The organism is Klebsiella sp. 28 (assembly GCF_018223905.1).
GTDB classification, from domain to species: Bacteria; Pseudomonadota; Gammaproteobacteria; order Enterobacterales; family Enterobacteriaceae; genus Klebsiella; species Klebsiella pneumoniae.
The window spans coordinates 56,946-75,470 of sequence record NZ_JAGRQY010000021.1; the positions used below are offsets into that span (position 1 = coordinate 56,946).

The 18,525-nt window shown below is 57.8% G+C and carries 19 protein-coding genes and 1 other annotated feature (1 of these 20 cut by a window edge); of the genes, 6 read left to right on the forward strand and 13 right to left on the reverse strand.

Annotated features, from left to right (window positions below; genetic code table 11):
- Positions 1 to 101, reverse strand: a sequence feature (Thr leader region); it reaches 17 nt to the left of the window's first position.
- The 3 genes from thrL to yjjY all read right to left on the reverse strand — a co-directional run bounded on the left by thrL (position 40) and on the right by yjjY (position 1,543).
- Positions 40 to 108 (reverse strand): thr operon leader peptide, encoded by a 69-nt coding sequence (gene thrL, locus KHQ28_RS03930; RefSeq protein WP_004222578.1) that lies wholly within the window; start codon positions 106 to 108, stop codon positions 40 to 42. (Overlaps the previous feature by 62 nt.)
- Positions 109 to 319: 211 nt before the next feature.
- On the reverse strand, positions 320 to 1,006 hold the full coding sequence (locus KHQ28_RS03935; RefSeq protein WP_002887846.1) for a tRNA/rRNA methyltransferase: 687 nt from the start codon (positions 1,004 to 1,006) through the stop codon (positions 320 to 322).
- A 396-nt stretch (positions 1,007 to 1,402) separates the two neighbouring features.
- On the reverse strand, positions 1,403 to 1,543 hold the full coding sequence (gene yjjY, locus KHQ28_RS03940) for a protein YjjY (protein WP_004146984.1): 141 nt from the start codon (positions 1,541 to 1,543) through the stop codon (positions 1,403 to 1,405).
- A gap of 95 nt (positions 1,544 to 1,638) precedes the next feature.
- On the opposite strand from yjjY, the gene arcA reads away from it, so the two are divergent.
- On the forward strand, positions 1,639 to 2,355 hold the full coding sequence (arcA, locus tag KHQ28_RS03945; protein WP_002887843.1) for a two-component system response regulator ArcA: 717 nt from the start codon (positions 1,639 to 1,641) through the stop codon (positions 2,353 to 2,355).
- 62 nt (positions 2,356 to 2,417) lie between these two features.
- Here the strand turns inward: arcA and creD are convergent, their stop codons facing one another.
- Genes creD through creA form a run of 4 tightly spaced genes read right to left on the reverse strand, consistent with a single transcriptional unit; the run spans position 2,418 to position 6,436 of the window.
- The gene (gene creD, locus KHQ28_RS03950) at positions 2,418 to 3,776 is read right to left on the reverse strand and encodes a cell envelope integrity protein CreD (protein WP_032418066.1); all 1,359 of its coding nucleotides are present in this window, start codon (positions 3,774 to 3,776) and stop codon (positions 2,418 to 2,420) included.
- A gap of 60 nt (positions 3,777 to 3,836) precedes the next feature.
- Positions 3,837 to 5,261: a two-component system sensor histidine kinase CreC gene (creC, locus tag KHQ28_RS03955; protein WP_002887823.1), complete on the reverse strand. Its 1,425-nt coding sequence runs from the start codon at positions 5,259 to 5,261 to the stop codon at positions 3,837 to 3,839.
- A complete protein-coding gene (gene creB, locus KHQ28_RS03960; protein ID WP_002887820.1) occupies positions 5,261 to 5,950 on the reverse strand; it encodes a two-component system response regulator CreB in 690 nt (229 codons plus the stop codon). The genes creC and creB overlap by 1 nt, the downstream gene beginning before the upstream one ends.
- 12 nt (positions 5,951 to 5,962) lie before the next feature.
- A complete protein-coding gene (gene creA / locus KHQ28_RS03965; RefSeq protein WP_004182876.1) occupies positions 5,963 to 6,436 on the reverse strand; it encodes a protein CreA in 474 nt (157 codons plus the stop codon).
- Between the two features lie 209 nt (positions 6,437 to 6,645).
- Here creA and robA point away from each other — a divergent pair, with 209 nt between their 5' ends.
- Entirely contained in the window at positions 6,646 to 7,515 is an 870-nt protein-coding gene (gene robA, locus KHQ28_RS03970; RefSeq protein ID WP_002887812.1) for an MDR efflux pump AcrAB transcriptional activator RobA, read from the forward strand.
- On the opposite strand, the gene gpmB is transcribed toward robA, so the two are convergent.
- A complete protein-coding gene (gene gpmB / locus KHQ28_RS03975) occupies positions 7,512 to 8,159 on the reverse strand; it encodes a 2,3-diphosphoglycerate-dependent phosphoglycerate mutase GpmB (RefSeq protein ID WP_002887811.1) in 648 nt (215 codons plus the stop codon). The two genes, robA and gpmB, sit on opposite strands and share 4 nt — an antisense overlap.
- Positions 8,160 to 8,272: 113 nt before the next feature.
- Between gpmB and yjjX the strand changes: the two genes are divergently transcribed.
- Positions 8,273 to 8,788 carry an inosine/xanthosine triphosphatase gene (yjjX, locus tag KHQ28_RS03980; protein WP_002887810.1) on the forward strand — a complete coding sequence of 172 codons (516 nt, stop codon included), beginning with the start codon at positions 8,273 to 8,275 and terminating at the stop codon, positions 8,786 to 8,788.
- Here yjjX and trpR read toward each other — a convergent pair.
- Entirely contained in the window at positions 8,775 to 9,104 is a 330-nt protein-coding gene (gene trpR / locus KHQ28_RS03985) for a trp operon repressor (RefSeq protein WP_002887809.1), read from the reverse strand. The genes yjjX and trpR overlap by 14 nt on opposite strands.
- Positions 9,105 to 9,192: 88 nt before the next feature.
- Entirely contained in the window at positions 9,193 to 11,130 is a 1,938-nt protein-coding gene (sltY, locus tag KHQ28_RS03990; RefSeq protein WP_002887806.1) for a murein transglycosylase, read from the reverse strand.
- A gap of 228 nt (positions 11,131 to 11,358) precedes the next feature.
- On the opposite strand from sltY, the gene ettA reads away from it, so the two are divergent.
- The gene (gene ettA / locus KHQ28_RS03995) at positions 11,359 to 13,026 is read left to right on the forward strand and encodes an energy-dependent translational throttle protein EttA (RefSeq protein ID WP_032418067.1); all 1,668 of its coding nucleotides are present in this window, start codon (positions 11,359 to 11,361) and stop codon (positions 13,024 to 13,026) included.
- 93 nt (positions 13,027 to 13,119) lie between these two features.
- On the opposite strand, the gene nadR is transcribed toward ettA, so the two are convergent.
- Genes nadR through serB form a run of 3 tightly spaced genes read right to left on the reverse strand, consistent with a single transcriptional unit; the run spans position 13,120 to position 16,737 of the window.
- Complete coding sequence (gene nadR, locus KHQ28_RS04000) at positions 13,120 to 14,352, reverse strand: multifunctional transcriptional regulator/nicotinamide-nucleotide adenylyltransferase/ribosylnicotinamide kinase NadR (RefSeq protein ID WP_002887802.1); 1,233 nt, start codon at positions 14,350 to 14,352, stop codon at positions 13,120 to 13,122.
- Positions 14,353 to 14,373: 21 nt separating this feature from the next.
- The gene (radA, locus tag KHQ28_RS04005) at positions 14,374 to 15,756 is read right to left on the reverse strand and encodes a DNA repair protein RadA (RefSeq protein ID WP_032418069.1); all 1,383 of its coding nucleotides are present in this window, start codon (positions 15,754 to 15,756) and stop codon (positions 14,374 to 14,376) included.
- A 9-nt stretch (positions 15,757 to 15,765) separates the two neighbouring features.
- Positions 15,766 to 16,737: a phosphoserine phosphatase gene (gene serB / locus KHQ28_RS04010; protein ID WP_004177487.1), complete on the reverse strand. Its 972-nt coding sequence runs from the start codon at positions 16,735 to 16,737 to the stop codon at positions 15,766 to 15,768.
- 104 nt (positions 16,738 to 16,841) lie between these two features.
- On the opposite strand from serB, the gene KHQ28_RS04015 reads away from it, so the two are divergent.
- Both KHQ28_RS04015 and lplA read left to right on the forward strand, forming a co-directional pair.
- Positions 16,842 to 17,489 carry a YtjB family periplasmic protein gene (locus tag KHQ28_RS04015; RefSeq protein WP_002887794.1) on the forward strand — a complete coding sequence of 216 codons (648 nt, stop codon included), beginning with the start codon at positions 16,842 to 16,844 and terminating at the stop codon, positions 17,487 to 17,489.
- Entirely contained in the window at positions 17,489 to 18,505 is a 1,017-nt protein-coding gene (gene lplA / locus KHQ28_RS04020; RefSeq protein ID WP_002887791.1) for a lipoate--protein ligase LplA, read from the forward strand. Before KHQ28_RS04015 ends, lplA begins: the two co-directional genes overlap by 1 nt.
- Positions 18,506 to 18,525 lie beyond the last annotated feature (20 nt).

Consider the following 18,525-nt stretch of genomic DNA (forward strand, 5'->3'; position numbering starts at 1 on the left):
TGTTCAGGTGCGGGCTTTTTTCTGTGTTTCCTGTACGCGTCAGCCCGCACCGTTACCTGTGGTAATGGTGGTGGTGATAATGGTGGTAATCATGCCGATGCGATTCATGGATGTTGTGTACTCTGTATTTTTATCTGTCTGTATGTCCTGCCTATATTGGTTAAAGTATCTGCCGTCTTAAGTCAATGAATTTCTCAATTTGCCCCATTTCAGCAGGCTTACGTATTTTCCCGCTGCCGTGAGAAAAAACATCCAGATCGGCGGAAAACCAGCTCATAGAACAGCATACACATCCATAAATAAAAAATATGGCAGAGTTTTATTCTGGCAGGTTTTTTTCAATATCATGCAGCAAACGATGCAACATTGCCGTGTCGCGCTGCTGCAGCAGGCCCAGCCGTTGCGACAACCAGTCGGCCAGTTTGGCATCATCCTCCACGCCCAAACGCGAAAGTAACGCCAGGGTACGAGTACGTAAGGCCTGCAGCTGATGATGGTCTGCCGCAGCGGCGGCGGGCGCCGTTTGTTGCATTAGCGATGCTAATTGATAACAGTAGACCATCACCGACTGGCCGAGATTCAGCGACGGATAATCCGCAGCCATCGGCACACCGGTCAACACATCAGCCAGCGCCAGCTCCTCATTGGTCAATCCGGCGTCCTCACGACCAAATACCAGGGCAGTATGGTTCATCCACTGCGCCTTCTCCTCCAGCAGCGGCAACAGCTGCTGCGGCGTGGCGTAATAGTGAAAACGCGCGCGGCTGCGGGCGGTGGTGGCGACGGTAAAATCAACGTCATGCAGCGCCTCGGCAAGGGTGGGATAGGTGGTGATACCATCGAGGATGTCGCCTGAGCCATGCGCCACCCAGCGTGCCGGCGGCGCCAGGTGGGCTTCGCTATCGACGATCCGTAGTTCGCGAAATCCCATGGTTTTCATCGCCCTGGCGGCAGCGCCGACGTTCTCGGCCCGGGCAGGACCGACTAAAATAATCGTTAAACGCATTGCGGTTTCTTTCTCTCTCTCAGGCGTTATCGAGGCGCAGCGCCCCCCATTTTACGCGGTGAAAATTTACAAATTTGCAACAAAAATCACTAAAATTGCGTTTTCTTACCCATAAAAAAATCTAAACTGTTCTCAGGAGGCCGTGACAAGGAGTATGTTAACAGAACCCATTTATCCATATGATGGGCAATGCAATTTCATCTGATGCATCGTTTCAGGCTTTGGATTCACTGTATTTATTAATTTATCCACGCAACTAGTTGAGCCGGGTAAAGATTGTGACTATAAAGAGCATGGCGATGCAATGATTTCACAAGACTGTTAACGTGCTACAATTGAACTTGATATATGTCAACGAAGCGTAGTTTTATTGGGTGTTCGGCCTCTCTTAGCCTGTTATGTTGCTGTTAAAATGGTTAGGATGTCAGCCGTTTTTGACACCGTCGGGTCCAGAGGGAAAGTACCCACGACCAAGCTAATGATGTTGTTGACGTTGATGGAAAGTGCATCAAGAACGCAATTACGTACTTTAGTCATGTTACGCCGCGCATGTTAATTTGCGACATGCAGCAGGCAGGTCAGGGACTTTGGTACTTCCTGTTTCGATTTAGTTGGCAATTTAGGTAGCAAACATGCAGACCCCGCACATTCTTATCGTTGAAGACGAGTTGGTAACACGCAACACGTTAAAAAGTATTTTCGAAGCAGAAGGTTACGATGTATTCGAAGCGACCGATGGCGCGGAAATGCATCAGATCCTGTCTGAAAATGATATCAACCTGGTGATCATGGATATCAACCTGCCGGGTAAAAATGGTCTTCTGCTGGCGCGCGAGCTGCGCGAGCAGGCTGACGTCGCGCTGATGTTCTTAACCGGCCGCGACAACGAAGTGGATAAGATCCTTGGCCTCGAAATCGGCGCTGACGACTATATCACTAAACCGTTTAACCCGCGTGAACTGACTATCCGCGCGCGCAACCTGCTCTCCCGTACCATGAACCTCGGTACCGTGAGCGAAGAGCGTCGCAGCGTGGAAAGCTACAAGTTCAACGGCTGGGAACTCGATATCAACAGCCGTTCCCTGGTTAGCCCGAACGGCGAACAGTACAAGCTGCCGCGCAGTGAATTCCGCGCGATGCTGCACTTCTGCGAAAACCCGGGCAAAATTCAGTCTCGTGCCGAGCTGCTGAAGAAAATGACCGGTCGCGAGCTGAAGCCGCATGACCGTACCGTTGACGTGACCATTCGTCGGATTCGTAAACACTTCGAATCCACTCCGGATACCCCGGAAATCATCGCTACCATTCACGGTGAAGGCTACCGTTTCTGTGGCGATCTGCAGGAATAATACGATTTATTCCGCAGCCATGATGCGAAAACGGCGCCCCAGGGGCGCCGTTTTTTATACCGTCACTCTTTCCAGAGACGCAGCTTATCGTCATCGGCAGCCGGTGTCGGAGGCACTGTGCCTTTCGGCAGCGATAACGCATACCAGTCCACGCGACGGGTCAAAAACATCAGGACGCTCAGCGCCAGCGCCAGCACCCCGGTACCCAGCAGCAGCGCGCTATCCTCAGAATGCAACAGAAACCACATCACGCCATCCAGCAGCAGTAGCGCGGCGACAAACAGCAGGCTGTTACGCCATCCTCTGAGCACCGCCTGAAGGTAGATCCCATTCATCACCGCGCCAGACAGGCTGGCCGCCAGCCAGGCGGCGGTAAAACCAATGTGCTCTGAGAGCGCCAGCAGCACCAGGTAAAACAGCACCAGCGATAAGCCCACCAGCAGATATTGCATCGGATGCAGGGGACGACGGGTCAGGCTCTCGAACACGAAAAAAGCCATAAAGGTCAGCCCGATTAACAGGATGGCATATTTTGTCGCCCGATCGGTTAGCTGGTACTGGTCGGCAAGGGACATCACATCGGCACTGAACGCCGGCAGTCGCGACCACGGGATCTCCATATCATCCTTGAAATAGCTCCCCATATCGTTGGCGAACCAGCTGCTTTGCCAGTGGGCGCGATAGCCGGCAGCACTCACTTCCCGTTGCGTTGGCAGGAAGCTGCCGAGAAAACCGGGATGCGGCCAGTTACTGGTCAGCTGCAGCTCGCTGTTACGCCCGAGCGGCACCAGTGAAAACTCACCCGTCCCGTTCAGATCGAGTGAAAAGGCAATCTCAAGCGGCTTGTTGTCCTCCGCCAGCGCAGGCATTGGCATATGAATACCTGCGCCATCGCCGCTTATCCCCAGCCCCGGCTCCACGCTTAATACGCTACCGTTGACCTCCGGGGCATGGATGGCGCCAATGCCGCGGGCATCGCCGACGCTCACCACCAGCCGCGGCTGGCCTAAGACGATATTCGTTTTTCTCAGCGCCGCCAGACGCAGCGGATCAAACGAGGCCTTAATCTGCAAGACGTTATGCCAGACCTGGCCGCTGTAGATACCCACCCTCCTCGACTCCACGGTCTGTTTGCCGGTGACCGCCAGCGACTCCGGCAGCCAGTAATACACCCAGCTCCGCTGATAGTTGACCTCTTTTTGGTTCTCCATGCGGGTCAGGGTCTCGGTTATCGGAATAGCGATCAGCGGTCCGGCGAGTTTTTGCGAGCCGCTGGTGCTTTGCTCAATGGCGTCCACCACTTCGCTACGATAATCCGCTCGCTCATTAATAAGCTCCCTGACCATCATTAACGGCAAAGATAGCAGCACAATACAGCCTATTAACGTGGTGATTTTCCAGAATAACGGTGATTTCAACATAGCCTTTCTCCCTATCGTGATGGCCTCACAATAGGACGGCTGTGTGGGGAGAATTTGAAGCTATGTGAAGGGACGGTGAAGTCGCAGCGTGGCGACCACGCCGCCTTCGGGCCGATTGTGCAGATTGATATCGCCGTGATGCAGGCGCGCGACTTCACGAACGAACGCCAGCCCAAGGCCGCTGCTCTTATGGCCGTCTTCGCGCGGCAGCGAATAGAATCGCTCAAAGATTCGTTCCAGGGCATAGTCCGGAATACCGCACCCGTTGTCGATAACGCTCAATTGCACCTCTTCATTTCGCTTCTCCGCAGCCAGGGCGATCTCACCGCCCTGGGGGGTAAAGTCAATCGCGTTGTCGAGCAGATTACCCAGCGCCTGGGCCAGCAGCTCGCCATCGCCATTGACCAGCATCCCACTCTCCCGCCAGCGCAGGGTGATAGCTTTCGCCGCCAGAGCGATGTTGCGCTCCTCCGTCAGCCGTTGGTATAGCGCATCTATCGACACCGGATGCTGCTTTATCTCCAGCCGGCTTTCCAGTCTCGCCTGCTGGAGCAGCCGCTCCACCAGCAGTTGCATCCGGGTGTTTTGCGCGAGGATATTATCAGTAAACCGCGCCGCCACCTCAGGCGGCGGCCCTTCGCGCAGGATCTCCGCCGCGCCGCGGATGGCCGCCAGCGGGCTTTTCAGTTCATGGGTCAGGTCATAGACATAGTTTTCGATGGCATTCTTACCTTCGAGCTTTACCCGCATGCTCTCCAGAGCCTGGGCCAGCTTGCGCAATTCGCTGCTGCCAACCTCCGGCAGCGGCAGCGGGCGCTCAGCGGTCACCGAGTCCGCATAGCGCACCAGCTTGCCGATAGAGAAATTGATCCACCAGACGACGCCGCCGCCAATCAACAGCGCAATGCCCAGCAGGGCGCCGCCGGCCCAGAGGATCCGCCGCTCGCTGCGCTTAATGACCGGCGTCATCGCCAGGTTGGGTTTACCGACGCTCAGCACGCCGATAATCCGTCCCTTATCCATCACCGGCGCGGCGATATACATCACCGAGCTGGCTTCATCATGCGGATCGCTGCGCGTACTGCGCGCGCCGTACTGGCCGCGCAGGGTGAGCCAGACATCGTTCCAGCGCGAATAGTCCTGCCCTGTCGCCTGCCCGCTGGAGTCAAACACCACCTTGCCCCGGGCATCGGTCAGATAGACGCGGTACTCATTACGTACCTTTTTAATTCCGCCAATATTGGCGTTGAGCGGCTGCTGGTTGAGCTGGTGAAAGGCCTGCGCCAGCCTGCCCTGCTGCGGGTTTGCCGCCAGCAGATCCTCACGCGCCAGCGCCGCCAACAGGGTAGCGGTATCATTGAGGGTCCCCTCTGTCGCCCGGCGCACGCCCGGCTTCACTTCCTGGACAAAGATCGACAGCACAAACCACGCGGCGATCGCGACGATAAGAAAATAGCCCAGCAGCAGGCGCATGCCGATACGCATCAGCCGCGCCCCAGGCTGTAGCCCATACCGCGATGGGTATTGATTGGCGCCTTTTCAGGATTCACAGCCCGCAGCTTAGCGCGCAGGGTTTTGATATGGGTATCGACGGTACGGTCGAGGCTTTCCCAGGCATCGATCCACACCAGCTCCATCAGCTGCTGACGGGAGAAGACGCGACCGGGCGCGTGAAGCAGGGTTTTCAACAGCAGAAATTCGTAGCGCGTCAGATTCAGCGGCTGGCCGAACCAGCTGATCGCCGCCGCCTGCTCATCGAGCACAAACTCGCCGACGCGTACCACCGGCGATGGCGCGGCAAACTTCTGCAGCCGCCGCAGCACGGTTCGCACCCGCGCGCAGACTTCGCGTGGTGAAAACGGCTTGGCGATGTAATCGTCAGCGCCGATTTCCAGCCCCAGCAGCTTATCGACCTCGTCGCTACGCGCCGTCAAAAACAGCACCGGCAGCGCCGGATAACGCGTCAGCAGACGCCGACAGAGCTCGAAGCCGCTGATATCCGGCAAGCCGACGTCGAGGATGGCGACATCTGGCGCCTGATGCGCCGCCGCCTCCAGCGCGGGCAAACCGCGGCCAAAGACGCTGACCTGGAAGCCCTCCTGCTGCAGCATGTAAACCAGGGTATCAGCGATACTCTGTTCATCCTCAACTAACCAAATCCGTGGCTGCTGCATGCGCGCTCCCGTTTATTTATTCCATGGCATGATCGGCACGGCGCTGATGGCGTTCTTCGGCGAGCCATCAACCACTTTATCCGAGTAGGTCAGATAGACCAGCGCATTGCGCTTCGCATCATAGAATCGCACGACCTGCAGTTTTTTAAACACCAGCGAGGTGCGCTTCTGGAACACCACGTCGCCCTGGCTTTTGCCGTTTTTGATTTTGTCCGTTAGCTCAATCGGCCCGACCTGCTGGCAGGAAATCGCCGCGTCAGAGGTATCTTCCGCCAGCCCCAGCCCGCCTTTGATGCCACCGGTTTTCGCCCGGCTGATATAGCAGGTCACGTTCTGCACATCCGGATCGTCAAAGGCTTCGACGACGATTTTGTGATCCGGCCCTAACCATTTGAAGACCGTATCCACGGAACCAATCTGCTCCGCCTGAGCCAGCTGGCTACCGGTCAGCAGGAGCAGCCCCATCGCAAACTTCTTGTATTTCATATTGTTACCATTATTAAAAAATATAGCTGAGTGATTATCACGCACTTAGCAGAAAAGGTTTATAGATCACAGCTTTACAAAATTATCGTTCAAATCCCCTGACCTACCGCATTTAAAAGCAAAAAAAACACTGAATGCTAAAACATCAAAAAATGCTATTATCCGCTACTTTAATATCAGGCACCTGTGTTTAAGGATGGGGACATTTTATGGATCAAGCAGGGATTATTCGCGATCTCCTTAGCTGGCTGGAAGGTCACCTGGATCAGCCGCTTTCTCTGGATAATGTGGCGGCGAAGGCAGGTTATTCCAAGTGGCATTTGCAGCGAATGTTTAAGGATGTCACCGGCCATGCCATCGGTGCCTATATTCGCGCGCGCCGCTTGTCGAAATCTGCTGTCGCATTACGCCTGACCGCCCGTCCAATCCTTGATATTGCGCTGCAGTACCGTTTCGACTCCCAGCAGACCTTCACCCGAGCGTTTAAGAAGCAATTCTCGCTGACGCCGGCGCTCTACCGCCGCTCGCCGGACTGGAGCTCGTTCGGTATGCGCCCGCCGCTGCGTCTTGGCGAATTTACCCTGCCGAAACATGAGTTTATCACTCTGCCCCCTACTCAGCTGCTTGGCGTGACCCAGAGCTATACCTGTAAGCTCGAGGAAATCTCCGATTTTCGTAACCAGATGCGGGTCCAGTTCTGGCGAGACTTCCTCGGCAACTCACCGTCAATCCCCCCGGTGCTCTACGGGCTGCATGAGCCGCGTCCGAGCCTGGAAAAAGACGATGAGCAGGAAGTATTCTATACCACCGCGCTGACGCCGGAGATGGCTAACGGCCACCTGCAGCATGCCCATCCAGTGACCCTGGAGGGCGGCGAGTATGTCATGTTTACGTATGAAGGGCTGGGTACCGGTCTGCAGGAATTCATCCTGACCGTCTACGGCACCTGCATGCCGATGCTGAACCTGACGCGTCGCAAGGGGCTGGATATTGAACGCTTCTACCCTGAAGATGAAAGCCGGGATCAGGCCACGCCGATTCAGTTGCGCTGCGAGTATCTGATCCCGATCCGCCGTTAACGCTGCAGCTCGTCCATTGCGGGGGCGTCAAGATGCGAGACGTCGCCCGCCGTTTCCACCACCCAGCCGGAAGCCAGCCACGGGCTTTGCTGATAGTCGACGCGCGAAATAGAGCAGTTGCGCAGCCGCAGACGACGCTCAGCGTACGCCGGCAGCCCTAATATCGTGCTCACCAGGCAGCCCAGCGCGATCCCATGACTCACCAGCAGCGGCCGGCTACCGGCGGGTAATTCCAGACAGGATGCCAGCGCCGCATGCATACGCTCGCTGAGCTCCTGCATCGATTCGCCCTGCGGAATACGACCGTCCGGTGTGCCGTTGACCAGCTGGCGACGCCAGCCTTCTTCTTCTTCGCTGAGCGAGTCGATATGGCGCTTCTCCAGCACCCCCATATCCAGTTCGCGCAGGCGCGCATCGGCGATCACGCTGCAGCCGCAGGCTTCGGCGATAATTTCTGCTGTGCGGCGGGTTCGCCCCAGATCGCTGGTAATGATATGGGTGATCCCCAGCGTTCTGGCGCGCTCGCCCACCTGCCAGGCCTGGCGCTCACCATGGGCGGTCAGCGGGCTGTCGGACTGACCCTGAATACGTCGCTCGGCGTTCCACTGCGTTTCACCGTGGCGAACAAGGTATACTTGTAACATGCTTTTTTTCCGTTCTGGACTCGTTATCAACCGCTTTCGGGCATTACCGCCTGCCCTCGGGGTGATTTAGAGTATACTGCGATGACGTTAGTTTATTCTGAGTTGTTTTGATTATGCACCATGTTGTCTCAGCGACCACTAATCCCGCCAAAATTCAGGCAATTCTGCAGGCTTTTGACGAGATTTTCGGCGAAGGATCCTGCCACATTGAGTCCGTCGCCGTCGAGAGCGGCGTGCCGGAACAGCCCTTCGGCAGCGAGGAAACGCGCGCTGGCGCACGAAATCGCGTCGCCAATGCGCGCCTTGCCCAGCCAAATGCCGATTTCTGGGTAGCCATCGAAGCCGGTATCGACGATGACAGCACCTTTAGCTGGGTGGTCATCGAAAGCGCCAGCCAGCGCGGAGAAGCGCGCTCAGCCACGCTGCCGTTGCCTGACGTTATTCTTGAGCAGGTTCGCGCTGGCGAAGCGCTCGGCCCGGTCATGTCGCAGTATACCGGCATCGATCAGATCGGTCGTAAAGAGGGGGCGATTGGGGTTTTCACCGGCGGCAGATTAACCCGCAGCAGCGTTTACCACCAGGCGGTCGTACTGGCGCTAAGCCCGTTCCATAACGCTATTTATCGCTAGCCAGCAGCGTCTGCTCAAGCCACTGGCGCAGCTCTACCGGCGCCGATTTCAGGCTGTTCGACCCGCGGGTAATGGTCGCAATTCCGGCGCCGAGCTCATTTTTCAGCTCACGCTGGCTCATCTCGCCGCGCAGCAACTCTTCGATAATGCGCACCCGGGTACCCAGGGCTTCGCGCTCGTCGGGCGTCAGCATCAGCTGCAGCAACGGCAGATGCAGATCCTCAGCATAGGCCTGCTGAAGCAGGGCAACAAAGCGCAGCCACTCCTGATGACGTTGTTCGGCAACGGCCGCGGAATAGGGAGATTGTTGGGTCATATCGCGCCACCATATTGAGACGGGCAGCTTACGCTGCCCGTCGAATGTACTCTTCAACGAGTACAAAGCATAACATACTTCCCAGCGATCAGTAACGCTGGCGCCACTCCGCATCGCTGAGGATCTTATCCTGCTGCCCCATAAAGTAGCGGTAGTAGGCGTCATAGGAGAGGACATTCTTCACGTAGCCGCGGGTTTCCGAAAACGGAATACTCTCGACAAACGCCACGGCGTCGATCCGTCCGGCGCTGTTCCCCTGCCAGCTGCGTACCCGGCCCGGCCCGGCGTTATAGGCCGCTGAGGCGTAGATACGGTTATTGCCGAACTGCTGATAAACGTACTGCAGATAGCTGGTGCCGATATTGATGTTGGTTTCCGGATCCAACAGCTGCGACGGGCCGCTGTAGCCGGGAATGCTGAACATACTGACGGTATGCGTCGCGGTGCCCGGCATAATCTGCATCAGTCCGCTGGCGCCGACCGGCGAGCGCACTTTCGGGTTCCAGGCGCTCTCCTGACGGGCAATCGCCATCGCGTAGCTCTGCGGAATATCTTTGCCGCTAACATAGCGGGCAAACAGGTCGTTATAGGCCAGCGGGAAACGTTCTTCCAGCTGATCCCAAAGCTTACCGGCGATCGTCGCCTGCACGCTCAGATCCCACCAGTGCTGATCGAAGGCATAGCGCGCCAGCTGCGCCTGCTGGGATTTGGTGCGACTAGTGACCAGGTTGGCCCATTCGGTGCGCGCGGTGTTATCCATATTCCAGTACATCAGCTCACGTACCCGCGCCATCTCCGGCCCGGAGGCCAGCGCCGGATCGATGGTGCCCGAGGCTTTATCGATGCGGAAGGTATACTCCTCGCCAAGACGCTGCGCGGCGACCATCGGGTAGAAGCCTCGCTGTTGCATCAACGAGCGAAGGATCGCCTGCGCCTCCTCATCCCTGCCGCGCTCCAGCAGCAGATCCGCCTGCCAGTAGCGCCATTCGTCTTTCTCTTTCGCCTCCATCGGCAGGCGCGCCAGCCAGGTGTTGAGGCCATGGCGATCGCCCGTCCCCAACGCCATCCGTACCCGCCGCTCCACCAGCGGCGTGGACTGCGAACGCATGATTGCGTCATCGCGCCAGATGGCCTGCTCTTCGGTTACATCGCTACCCATCAGGCGCCAGGCGACAATATCGCGCAGTTCCTGGGTCTGATCCTCATTGAGCTGCTGAGCCTGTACCAGCGAAGGGATCATCAGGCGGGCATTTTCCACGTCCTGGCGGGCGACGCTGGCGAAGGCGACGGCGGCCATCTGACGGGTAAAGTCCGTCGCCCCGGTGGTGCGGGCGAAGGTGAGGACGCTGTTTGGATCGTTAGCCAGGGCGACCACGGCGCTGGCGATGCTCTGGTAGTTGGCGGGCATTTGCTGGGCCAGCGATTTCACCAGCCCGATATTGCCGGCCTTCATCGCCAGGCGGATCCGTTCGAGATAGGCCAGCGGATCCTGCTGACCGGAGTCGCGCCAGGCGCTGAACAGCGGTTCACAGGCGCCGGGCTGATTCTTGCCCGTCAGCCACAGCTCTTTCGCCCCGCTCCAGGCCTCCTGCGACTGCCCCACGCTCAGCTTGGCGTAGTAATAGTTGCACTGCGCCTCGGTGCTGGTCGGCTTATCCGGGCTAAACGCCAGCAAGCCGCGCCAGTCGCTGCGCCGGGCCAGTTCATTCACGAAGCGCGAACGTAATGAACGCGCAGGGGGCAGCGTCGGATTGGCGTCAATAAAGTTTTTCACCACCAGCGCCGGCTGGTTCATCAGATCGTCGGTGATCTGTCGGTACTGCAAATAGGGATACAGGGGATAGGTGCTTAACGTGGGCATCAGCTGGTCGACTACATCCATCTGCCGGTTATCCCACGCCTGCTTAATTTGTGCGTAGCGGCTGCGCTGTTCATCCAGTGAATCCGCATGCGCCAGCTGACTCAACGTCAACAAACCAACGCTGGCAGCCAAAAGATGCCACGTCATTTTTTTGGCTTTTTCCACAAGCTCTTCCTCTTTCCGGTGCATTTTCGCAGCATCGTGCCGCTTAAAAACCCCTGCCGGTTCGGCAGGCGGCTTTACTTATGCTAATCAGACAACGCTAAACGCGCCATGTCCTGGACATTTTTTTACGCTTCTGTGAATCCTGTCGCCTCGCTGGGATTAGCGCGCGAAAAAGGCTACACTTCGGCTTTGAACTATCTATCAAAATAGAAAGAGGCGAAGTCCAACGTGGCTCAATTCGTTTATACCATGCATCGTGTCGGCAAAGTGGTTCCGCCGAAACGTCATATTTTGAAAAATATCTCCCTCAGCTTTTTCCCTGGCGCGAAAATCGGTGTGCTCGGTCTGAACGGCGCCGGTAAATCTACCCTGCTGCGCATCATGGCCGGTATCGACACCGAGATCGAAGGTGAAGCGCGTCCGCAGCCTGGCATCAAAATCGGCTACCTGCCGCAGGAGCCGCAGCTCAACCCGGAGCACACCGTGCGCGAGTCCGTGGAAGAAGCGGTCGCCGAAGTGGTTAACGCGCTGAAGGGGCTGGGCGAAGTCTATGCCAAATACGCCGAGCCGGATGCGGACTTCGATAAGCTTGCCGCACAGCAAGGCAAGTTCGAAGAGATTATCCAGGCGCACGACGGCCATAACCTGAACGTCCAGCTGGAGCGCGCGGCCGACGCCCTGCGCCTGCCGGACTGGGATGCGAAAATCGCTAATCTTTCCGGTGGTGAACGCCGCCGCGTCGCGCTGTGCCGTCTGCTGCTGGAAAAACCGGATATGCTGCTGCTCGACGAACCGACCAACCACCTCGACGCCGAGTCCGTCGCCTGGCTGGAACGCTTCCTGCACGACTTCGAAGGCACCGTGGTGGCGATTACCCACGACCGTTACTTCCTTGATAACGTCGCCGGCTGGATCCTCGAGCTTGACCGCGGCGAAGGTATTCCGTGGGAAGGCAACTACTCCTCCTGGCTGGAGCAGAAAGACCAGCGTCTGGCGCAGGAAGCTTCTCAGGAAGCCGCACGCCGCAAATCTATCGAGAAAGAACTCGAGTGGGTTCGCCAGGGCGCGAAAGGCCGTCAGTCTAAGGGCAAAGCCCGCCTGGCGCGCTTTGAAGAGCTTAACAACGTTGAATATCAGAAACGTAACGAAACTAACGAACTGTTCATTCCGCCAGGCCCGCGTCTGGGCGATAAAGTTCTGGAAGTCAGCCATCTGCGCAAATCCTACGGCGACCGCGTTCTGATTGACGATCTGAGCTTCTCGGTACCGAAAGGCGCTATCGTCGGCATCATCGGTCCGAACGGCGCGGGTAAATCCACCCTCTTCCGCATGATGTCCGGCCAGGAACAGCCTGATTCCGGCACCATCACCCTGGGTGAAACCGTTAAGCTGGCTTCCGTCGATCAGTTCCGCGACGCGATGGACAACAGTAAGACCGTGTGGGAAGAAGTGTCTGGCGGCCTGGATATCATGAAGATCGGCAACACCGAGATGCCGAGCCGCGCCTACGTGGGCCGCTTTAACTTCAAAGGCGTCGACCAGGGTAAACGCGTTGGCGAGCTGTCCGGCGGTGAACGTGGTCGTCTGCACCTGGCGAAACTGCTGCAGGTCGGCGGTAACGTCCTGCTGCTCGATGAACCAACCAACGACCTGGATATCGAAACCCTGCGCGCGCTGGAAAACGCCCTGCTGGAGTTCCCGGGCTGCGCGATGGTTATCTCGCACGACCGCTGGTTCCTTGACCGTATTGCCACCCACATTCTGGATTACCAGGATGAAGGTAAGGTTGAGTTCTTCGAAGGTAACTTTACCGAGTACGAAGAGTACAAGAAACGCACTCTCGGCGCCGACGCGCTGGAGCCGAAGCGAATCAAGTACAAACGTATCGCGAAATAAAACGCAAAAAGGCAACGCAAGTTGCCTTTTTTAATGTTTGCTCCCTCTCCCATTGGGAGAGGGTTGGGGTGAGGGCAACAGCCCGCAGAGCCCCTACCCCTGCTCGCCCATCAGCTGTTTCACCAGCTCGACGCAGCGCAGGAACCGGGCATCGTAGTCCGACTCCTTCACATGAACGAATTCGATCTCGTTCTCTTTCAGCAGCGATACCAGCAACGACTGAAACTCTTTACGATCCACCGAGCTCCCAAGACTGCGCAGTCCATCGGCCACCCACGGGGTATTGTTCTCCAGCAGGATCACCAGGTCGAAGCGGTATTCATCAATCAGCGCCTGCACAAACGGGTGCTCACGTCCCTCGTACTTCAGACAGAAGGCCTGAGTGCTGACGAAGTCGGTATCGATGAACGCCACCTTGTTGGCATATTTCACCGCAAAATCAATATACTGCGCATGCCCAAGGGCAATTTTATCGTAATCCGAATACTGGAGCGCCATCTCATCGCCGCCGAGATGCGAAAAAACATAATCCCGGCCATATTCCCAGGCGCTGGTGGTATTGAAGATATTGGCGAGTTTATTGACCAGCGTCGATTTACCGCTCGACTCGCCGCCGAGGATCGCCACCGTCCGCACAAAGAACGGTTTCACTTCCGTCGGAATATATTCCCAGTAGCGGAACGGGTTCTCGCGGATCTGCCCGCCGCTAATATTCATAAAGGTCCGCTTAGGATCGATAAGCACCGTCTCGATCCCCAGATGCTCAAGGTACTGCGGCGCATCGGCCTCTTCCGAGGTATAGATCCGGTTCGGCTCGATCCCTTTTTCGCTCATAAAAGCGCGGATCCCATGGCTCCAGACGTCCCAGCCGTGCGGATAGGGCTCCATCCCCTCTTCATTGAAGGCGTGGATGCGAATATTCTTCTGATATTTAAAGGTTTGTAGCAGCCAGCGCAGGCGGTCAGGCACCGTCGGCTGTTGCGACATGGCGCTCTCTTCAAACAGCTCGCGGTCGCGGGTATCGTCATAGCCCATAATGATATGCAGCTCATCGACCTGGCTACAGGCGCGCTGTATCAGGTAGATATGCCCGGTATGCAGTGGGTAAAACTTACCAAACACCACGCCGACGCTTTTCTGTCGGCGGGGAAACTCCAGCCCGAGGAAACGATGCAGCGCTTCAAGCTTCTGCGCGCTCGGGCTTTTGATTTTGGCATTCAGCAGCTGGCTAAGATACCCCTTGGTCATTCCGCTGGCTTCCGCCACCTGCTGCAGGGTACAGCCTTTCTGCTTAATGGCGCTTTTTAAATAGTCAAATGACGACATCGCTAATCTCCTTTTAACTTATTATAAGTCGTCAAAAACGCTTAGCGCGTCTGAAAGCTTTTTCACGCCAAAGATTTGCATGCCTTCCGGCACTTTTTTCGGCACATTGGCCGCCGGGACGATGGCGCGGCGGAAGCCGTGCTTCGCCGCTTCGGAGATACGCTCCTGACCGCTCGGTACCGGGCGAATTTCCCCGGCCAGCCCCACTTCGCCAAAGACCACCAGATCCTGCGGCAGAGGACGGTCGCGCAGGCTGGAGACCATCGCCAGCAGCAGCGCCAGGTCGGCGCTGGTTTCCGTGACCTTCACCCCGCCGACCACATTGACGAAGACGTCCTGATCGGCCATCTGTAGGCCGCCGTGACGGTGCAGCACCGCCAGCAGGATCGCCAGGCGGTTCTGTTCCAGCCCCACCGCCACGCGGCGCGGGTTGGACATCATTGAGTGATCGACCAGCGCCTGGATCTCCACCAGCAGCGGGCGGGTCCCTTCCCAGACCACCATCACCGAGCTACCGGAGGTGATTTCATCTCCCCGGCTGAGGAAGATAGCGGACGGGTTGCTCACTTCGCGCAGGCCCTGCTCGGTCATGGCGAAGACGCCCAGCTCGTTCACCGCGCCAAAGCGGTTTTTATGGCTGCGCAACGTACGGAAGCGGGAGTCGGCATCCCCGTCCAGCAGCACCGAGCAGTCGATACAGTGCTCCAGCACCTTCGGACCGGCCAGCGAGCCGTCTTTGGTGACGTGGCCGACCATCACAATCGCCACGCCGCGAATTTTAGCAAAGCGCGTCAAATAGGCCGCGGTTTCCCGTACCTGGGCGACGCTGCCCGGCGACGACTGCACGTCGGCCATATGCATCACCTGGATGGAGTCGATCACCATCAGCTGCGGCTTTTCTTCATCGGCGATCTGACAGATCTGCTCAATGCTGGTTTCCGAGAGCATGTTCAGGTTGGCCGTTGGCAACCCGAGACGATGGGCGCGCATCGCCACCTGCTGCAGGGACTCCTCCCCGGTGACGTACAGGGTTTTCATCCCTTCCGCCAGTTTGCAGAGGGTTTGCAGCAGCAGCGTCGATTTGCCCGCGCCGGGGTTGCCGCCAATCAGGATCGCGCTGCCCGGCACCACGCCGCCGCCCAGCACGCGGTCAAATTCTTTAAAGCCGGTGGAGAAACGCGGCAGCGCCTCCAGGCTGATATCTGACAGCTTCTGCACCTTCGACACGCCGGCGTTACCGGCATAGCCTGAAAGACGCTCGTTTCTCGCCACCTGCGGCGACGCGGCGATGCGCATCTCGGTGATGGTGTTCCAGGCATGGCAGGCGCTGCACTGCCCCTGCCAGCGCGGATAATCCGCACCACATTCATTACAGACAAATGCGCGTTTTGGAGCTTTCGCCACGTTTACCTCTTACTTTTGGTTCATGCTGCCCGAGAGAATACAGAATACCCCCATCAGGTCAGCGTGGCGGATAGTCACTTCCGCCTGTTCATTCACTTTGGGCTTCGCGTGATAGGCGATGCCAAGCCCTGCTGCCTTAATCATCGGCAGGTCGTTGGCGCCATCGCCGATAGCCACGGTTTGCGCCGTTGGGATCTCATACTTTTCCGCCAGCTTGCGCAACGTATTGGCTTTATATTTCGCATCGACGATATCGCCGAGCACGTTGCCGGTGAGCTTGCCGTCGCGGATCTCCAGCTCATTGGCGAATACCGCGTCGAGATGCAGTTTGTCGCGCAGATACTCGGCAAAGAAGGTGAAACCGCCGGAGGCGATCGCCACTTTCCAACCCAGCGTTTCCAGCTTGAGCACCAGCTGCGCCAGGCCCGGCATCAGCGGCAGCGCGTCGCGAACCTGCAGCAAAATACTGGCATCGGCGTCTTTCAGCGTCGCCACGCGCTGGCGCAGGCTGGCGGTGAAGTCCAGCTCGCCACGCATCGCCCGCTCGGTCACTTCCGAGACCAGCTCGCCGGTGCCGGCCAGTTTCGCAATCTCATCGATGCATTCGATCTGAATCGCCGTGGAGTCCATGTCCATCACCAGCAGGCCCGGGGTGCGCAAATGGGGAATTTTACCCAATGGCGCGACGTCCAGCCCCGCCTCATGCGCCAGTCGCGTCGCACGGGGAGTCAGCGAACCGGCCAGGCGGATCACCTGGTAATCCTCGACCACCCAGGAGGCAACGATCACTAACGCGGCGCCCAGCTCACGCTGCCACGCCGTCAGCCGACGTTTATCCAGACCGCGACCATATAGCAGCCAGCCGCTGCGCCCGGCGTGATAATCCAGCGGCATGACCTCGTCGCCGCTCAGGGAAAGCGGCAACCCAGGCCACAGGGAAACGTCTTCAGGCAGGTCGCACCAGGTCAAACTGTTAGGCATTACGGCTCCACATCTCTTCATTCAGGCGAGGAAAATAACGCATGAGGCTACCTTGTAACCAGCGCTTCTGGCAACATTAAGCTGCAAATTTTCAAAGGTGGAATATGGTTCGCGCAAAACTGAAATTCCGGCTGCATCGTGCGGTCATTGTTCTTATCTGTCTCGCCCTGCTCGTCGCGCTGATGCAGGGCGCTTCGTGGTTCAGTCAGAACAGTCAGAAACAACGCAATCCGCAGCTGGAAGAGCTGGCCCGCACGCTGGCGCAGCAGGTGGTGCTGAATCTCGCGCCGCTGATGCGCAGCGAGACGCCTGACGAGAAGCGCATCAATCAGCTGTTGACCCAGCTAACCCATAACAGCCGCGTCCTGGACGCCGGGGTATATGACGAACAGGGCGACCTGGTGGCGCGCTCTGGCGAAAGCGTCGAGGTTCGCGACCGGCTGGCGCTGGATGGTAAAAAAGCCGGCGGCTACTTCAACCAGCAGATTGTCGAACCGGTGCCAGGAAAAAACGGCCCGCTGGGCTACCTGCGTCTGACCCTCGATACTCATACCCTGGCGACCGAGGCGAAGCAGGTGGATAATACCACCAATATCTTACGCCTGATGCTGTTGCTGTCCCTGGCTATCGGCGTGGTGCTGACCCGCACGCTGCTGCAGGGCAAACGCACCCGCTGGCAGCAATCGCCCTTCCTGCTCACCGCCAACAAGCCGGTTGAGGATGAAGACGATGAAAAGAAAGGAAATCTATAATGTCCACATTGCGCCTCCTGCTCTCTGACTCTTACGATCCGTGGTTCAACCTGGCGGTCGAGGAGTGCATTTTCCGCCAGATGCCCGCCACCCAACGGGTGCTGTTCCTGTGGCGCAATGCCGATACCGTGGTCATCGGCCGCGCGCAGAACCCGTGGAAGGAGTGTAATACCCGCCGCATGGAGGAAGACCATGTGCGGCTGGCCCGTCGCAGCAGCGGCGGCGGCGCGGTGTTCCACGACCTCGGCAATACCTGCTTTACCTTTATGGCAGGCAAACCGGAGTACGACAAAACCGTCTCCACCGCTATTGTGCTGGCGGCGCTTAATTCACTCGGCGTAACCGCCGAAGCCTCCGGGCGCAACGATCTGGTGGTCAAAACCGACAGCGGCGACCGCAAAGTCTCCGGCTCCGCCTATCGTGAAACCATGGACCGCGGTTTTCATCACGGTACCCTGCTGCTCAACGCCGATTTAAGCCGTCTCGCCAACTACCTCAACCCGGACCAGAAAAAGCTGCAGGCTAAAGGCATTACCTCGGTGCGCGGACGGGTGGCGAACCTGGTTGAGCTGCTGCCGGGCATTACCCATCAGCAAGTTTGCGAGGCGATCCAGGAAGCATTCTTCAGCCATTATGGCGAACGGGTGGACGCCGAGGTGATCTCCCCGGACAACACGCCGGATCTACCAAATTTTGCTGAGACCTTCGCCCGTCAGAGCAGCTGGGAGTGGAACTTCGGCCAGGCACCGGCCTTCTCTCATCTTCTGGACGAGCGCTTTCGCTGGGGCGGCGTCGAGCTGCATTTTGACGTCGAAAAAGGGCATATCACCCGCGCGCAGGCCTTTACCGATAGCCTGAACCCGGCGCCGCTGGAGGCCCTGGCGGCACGCTTAGTCGGCTGTCAGTATCGGGCAGAAGTATTACAGCAGCAGTGCGAGGCGCTGGTCGGCGATTTCCCGGAGCAGGAAGCGGAACTGAAAGAACTGTCGGCGTGGATTGCCGGCGCAGTGCGCTGATAAAAAAAGCCCGCTGCGCT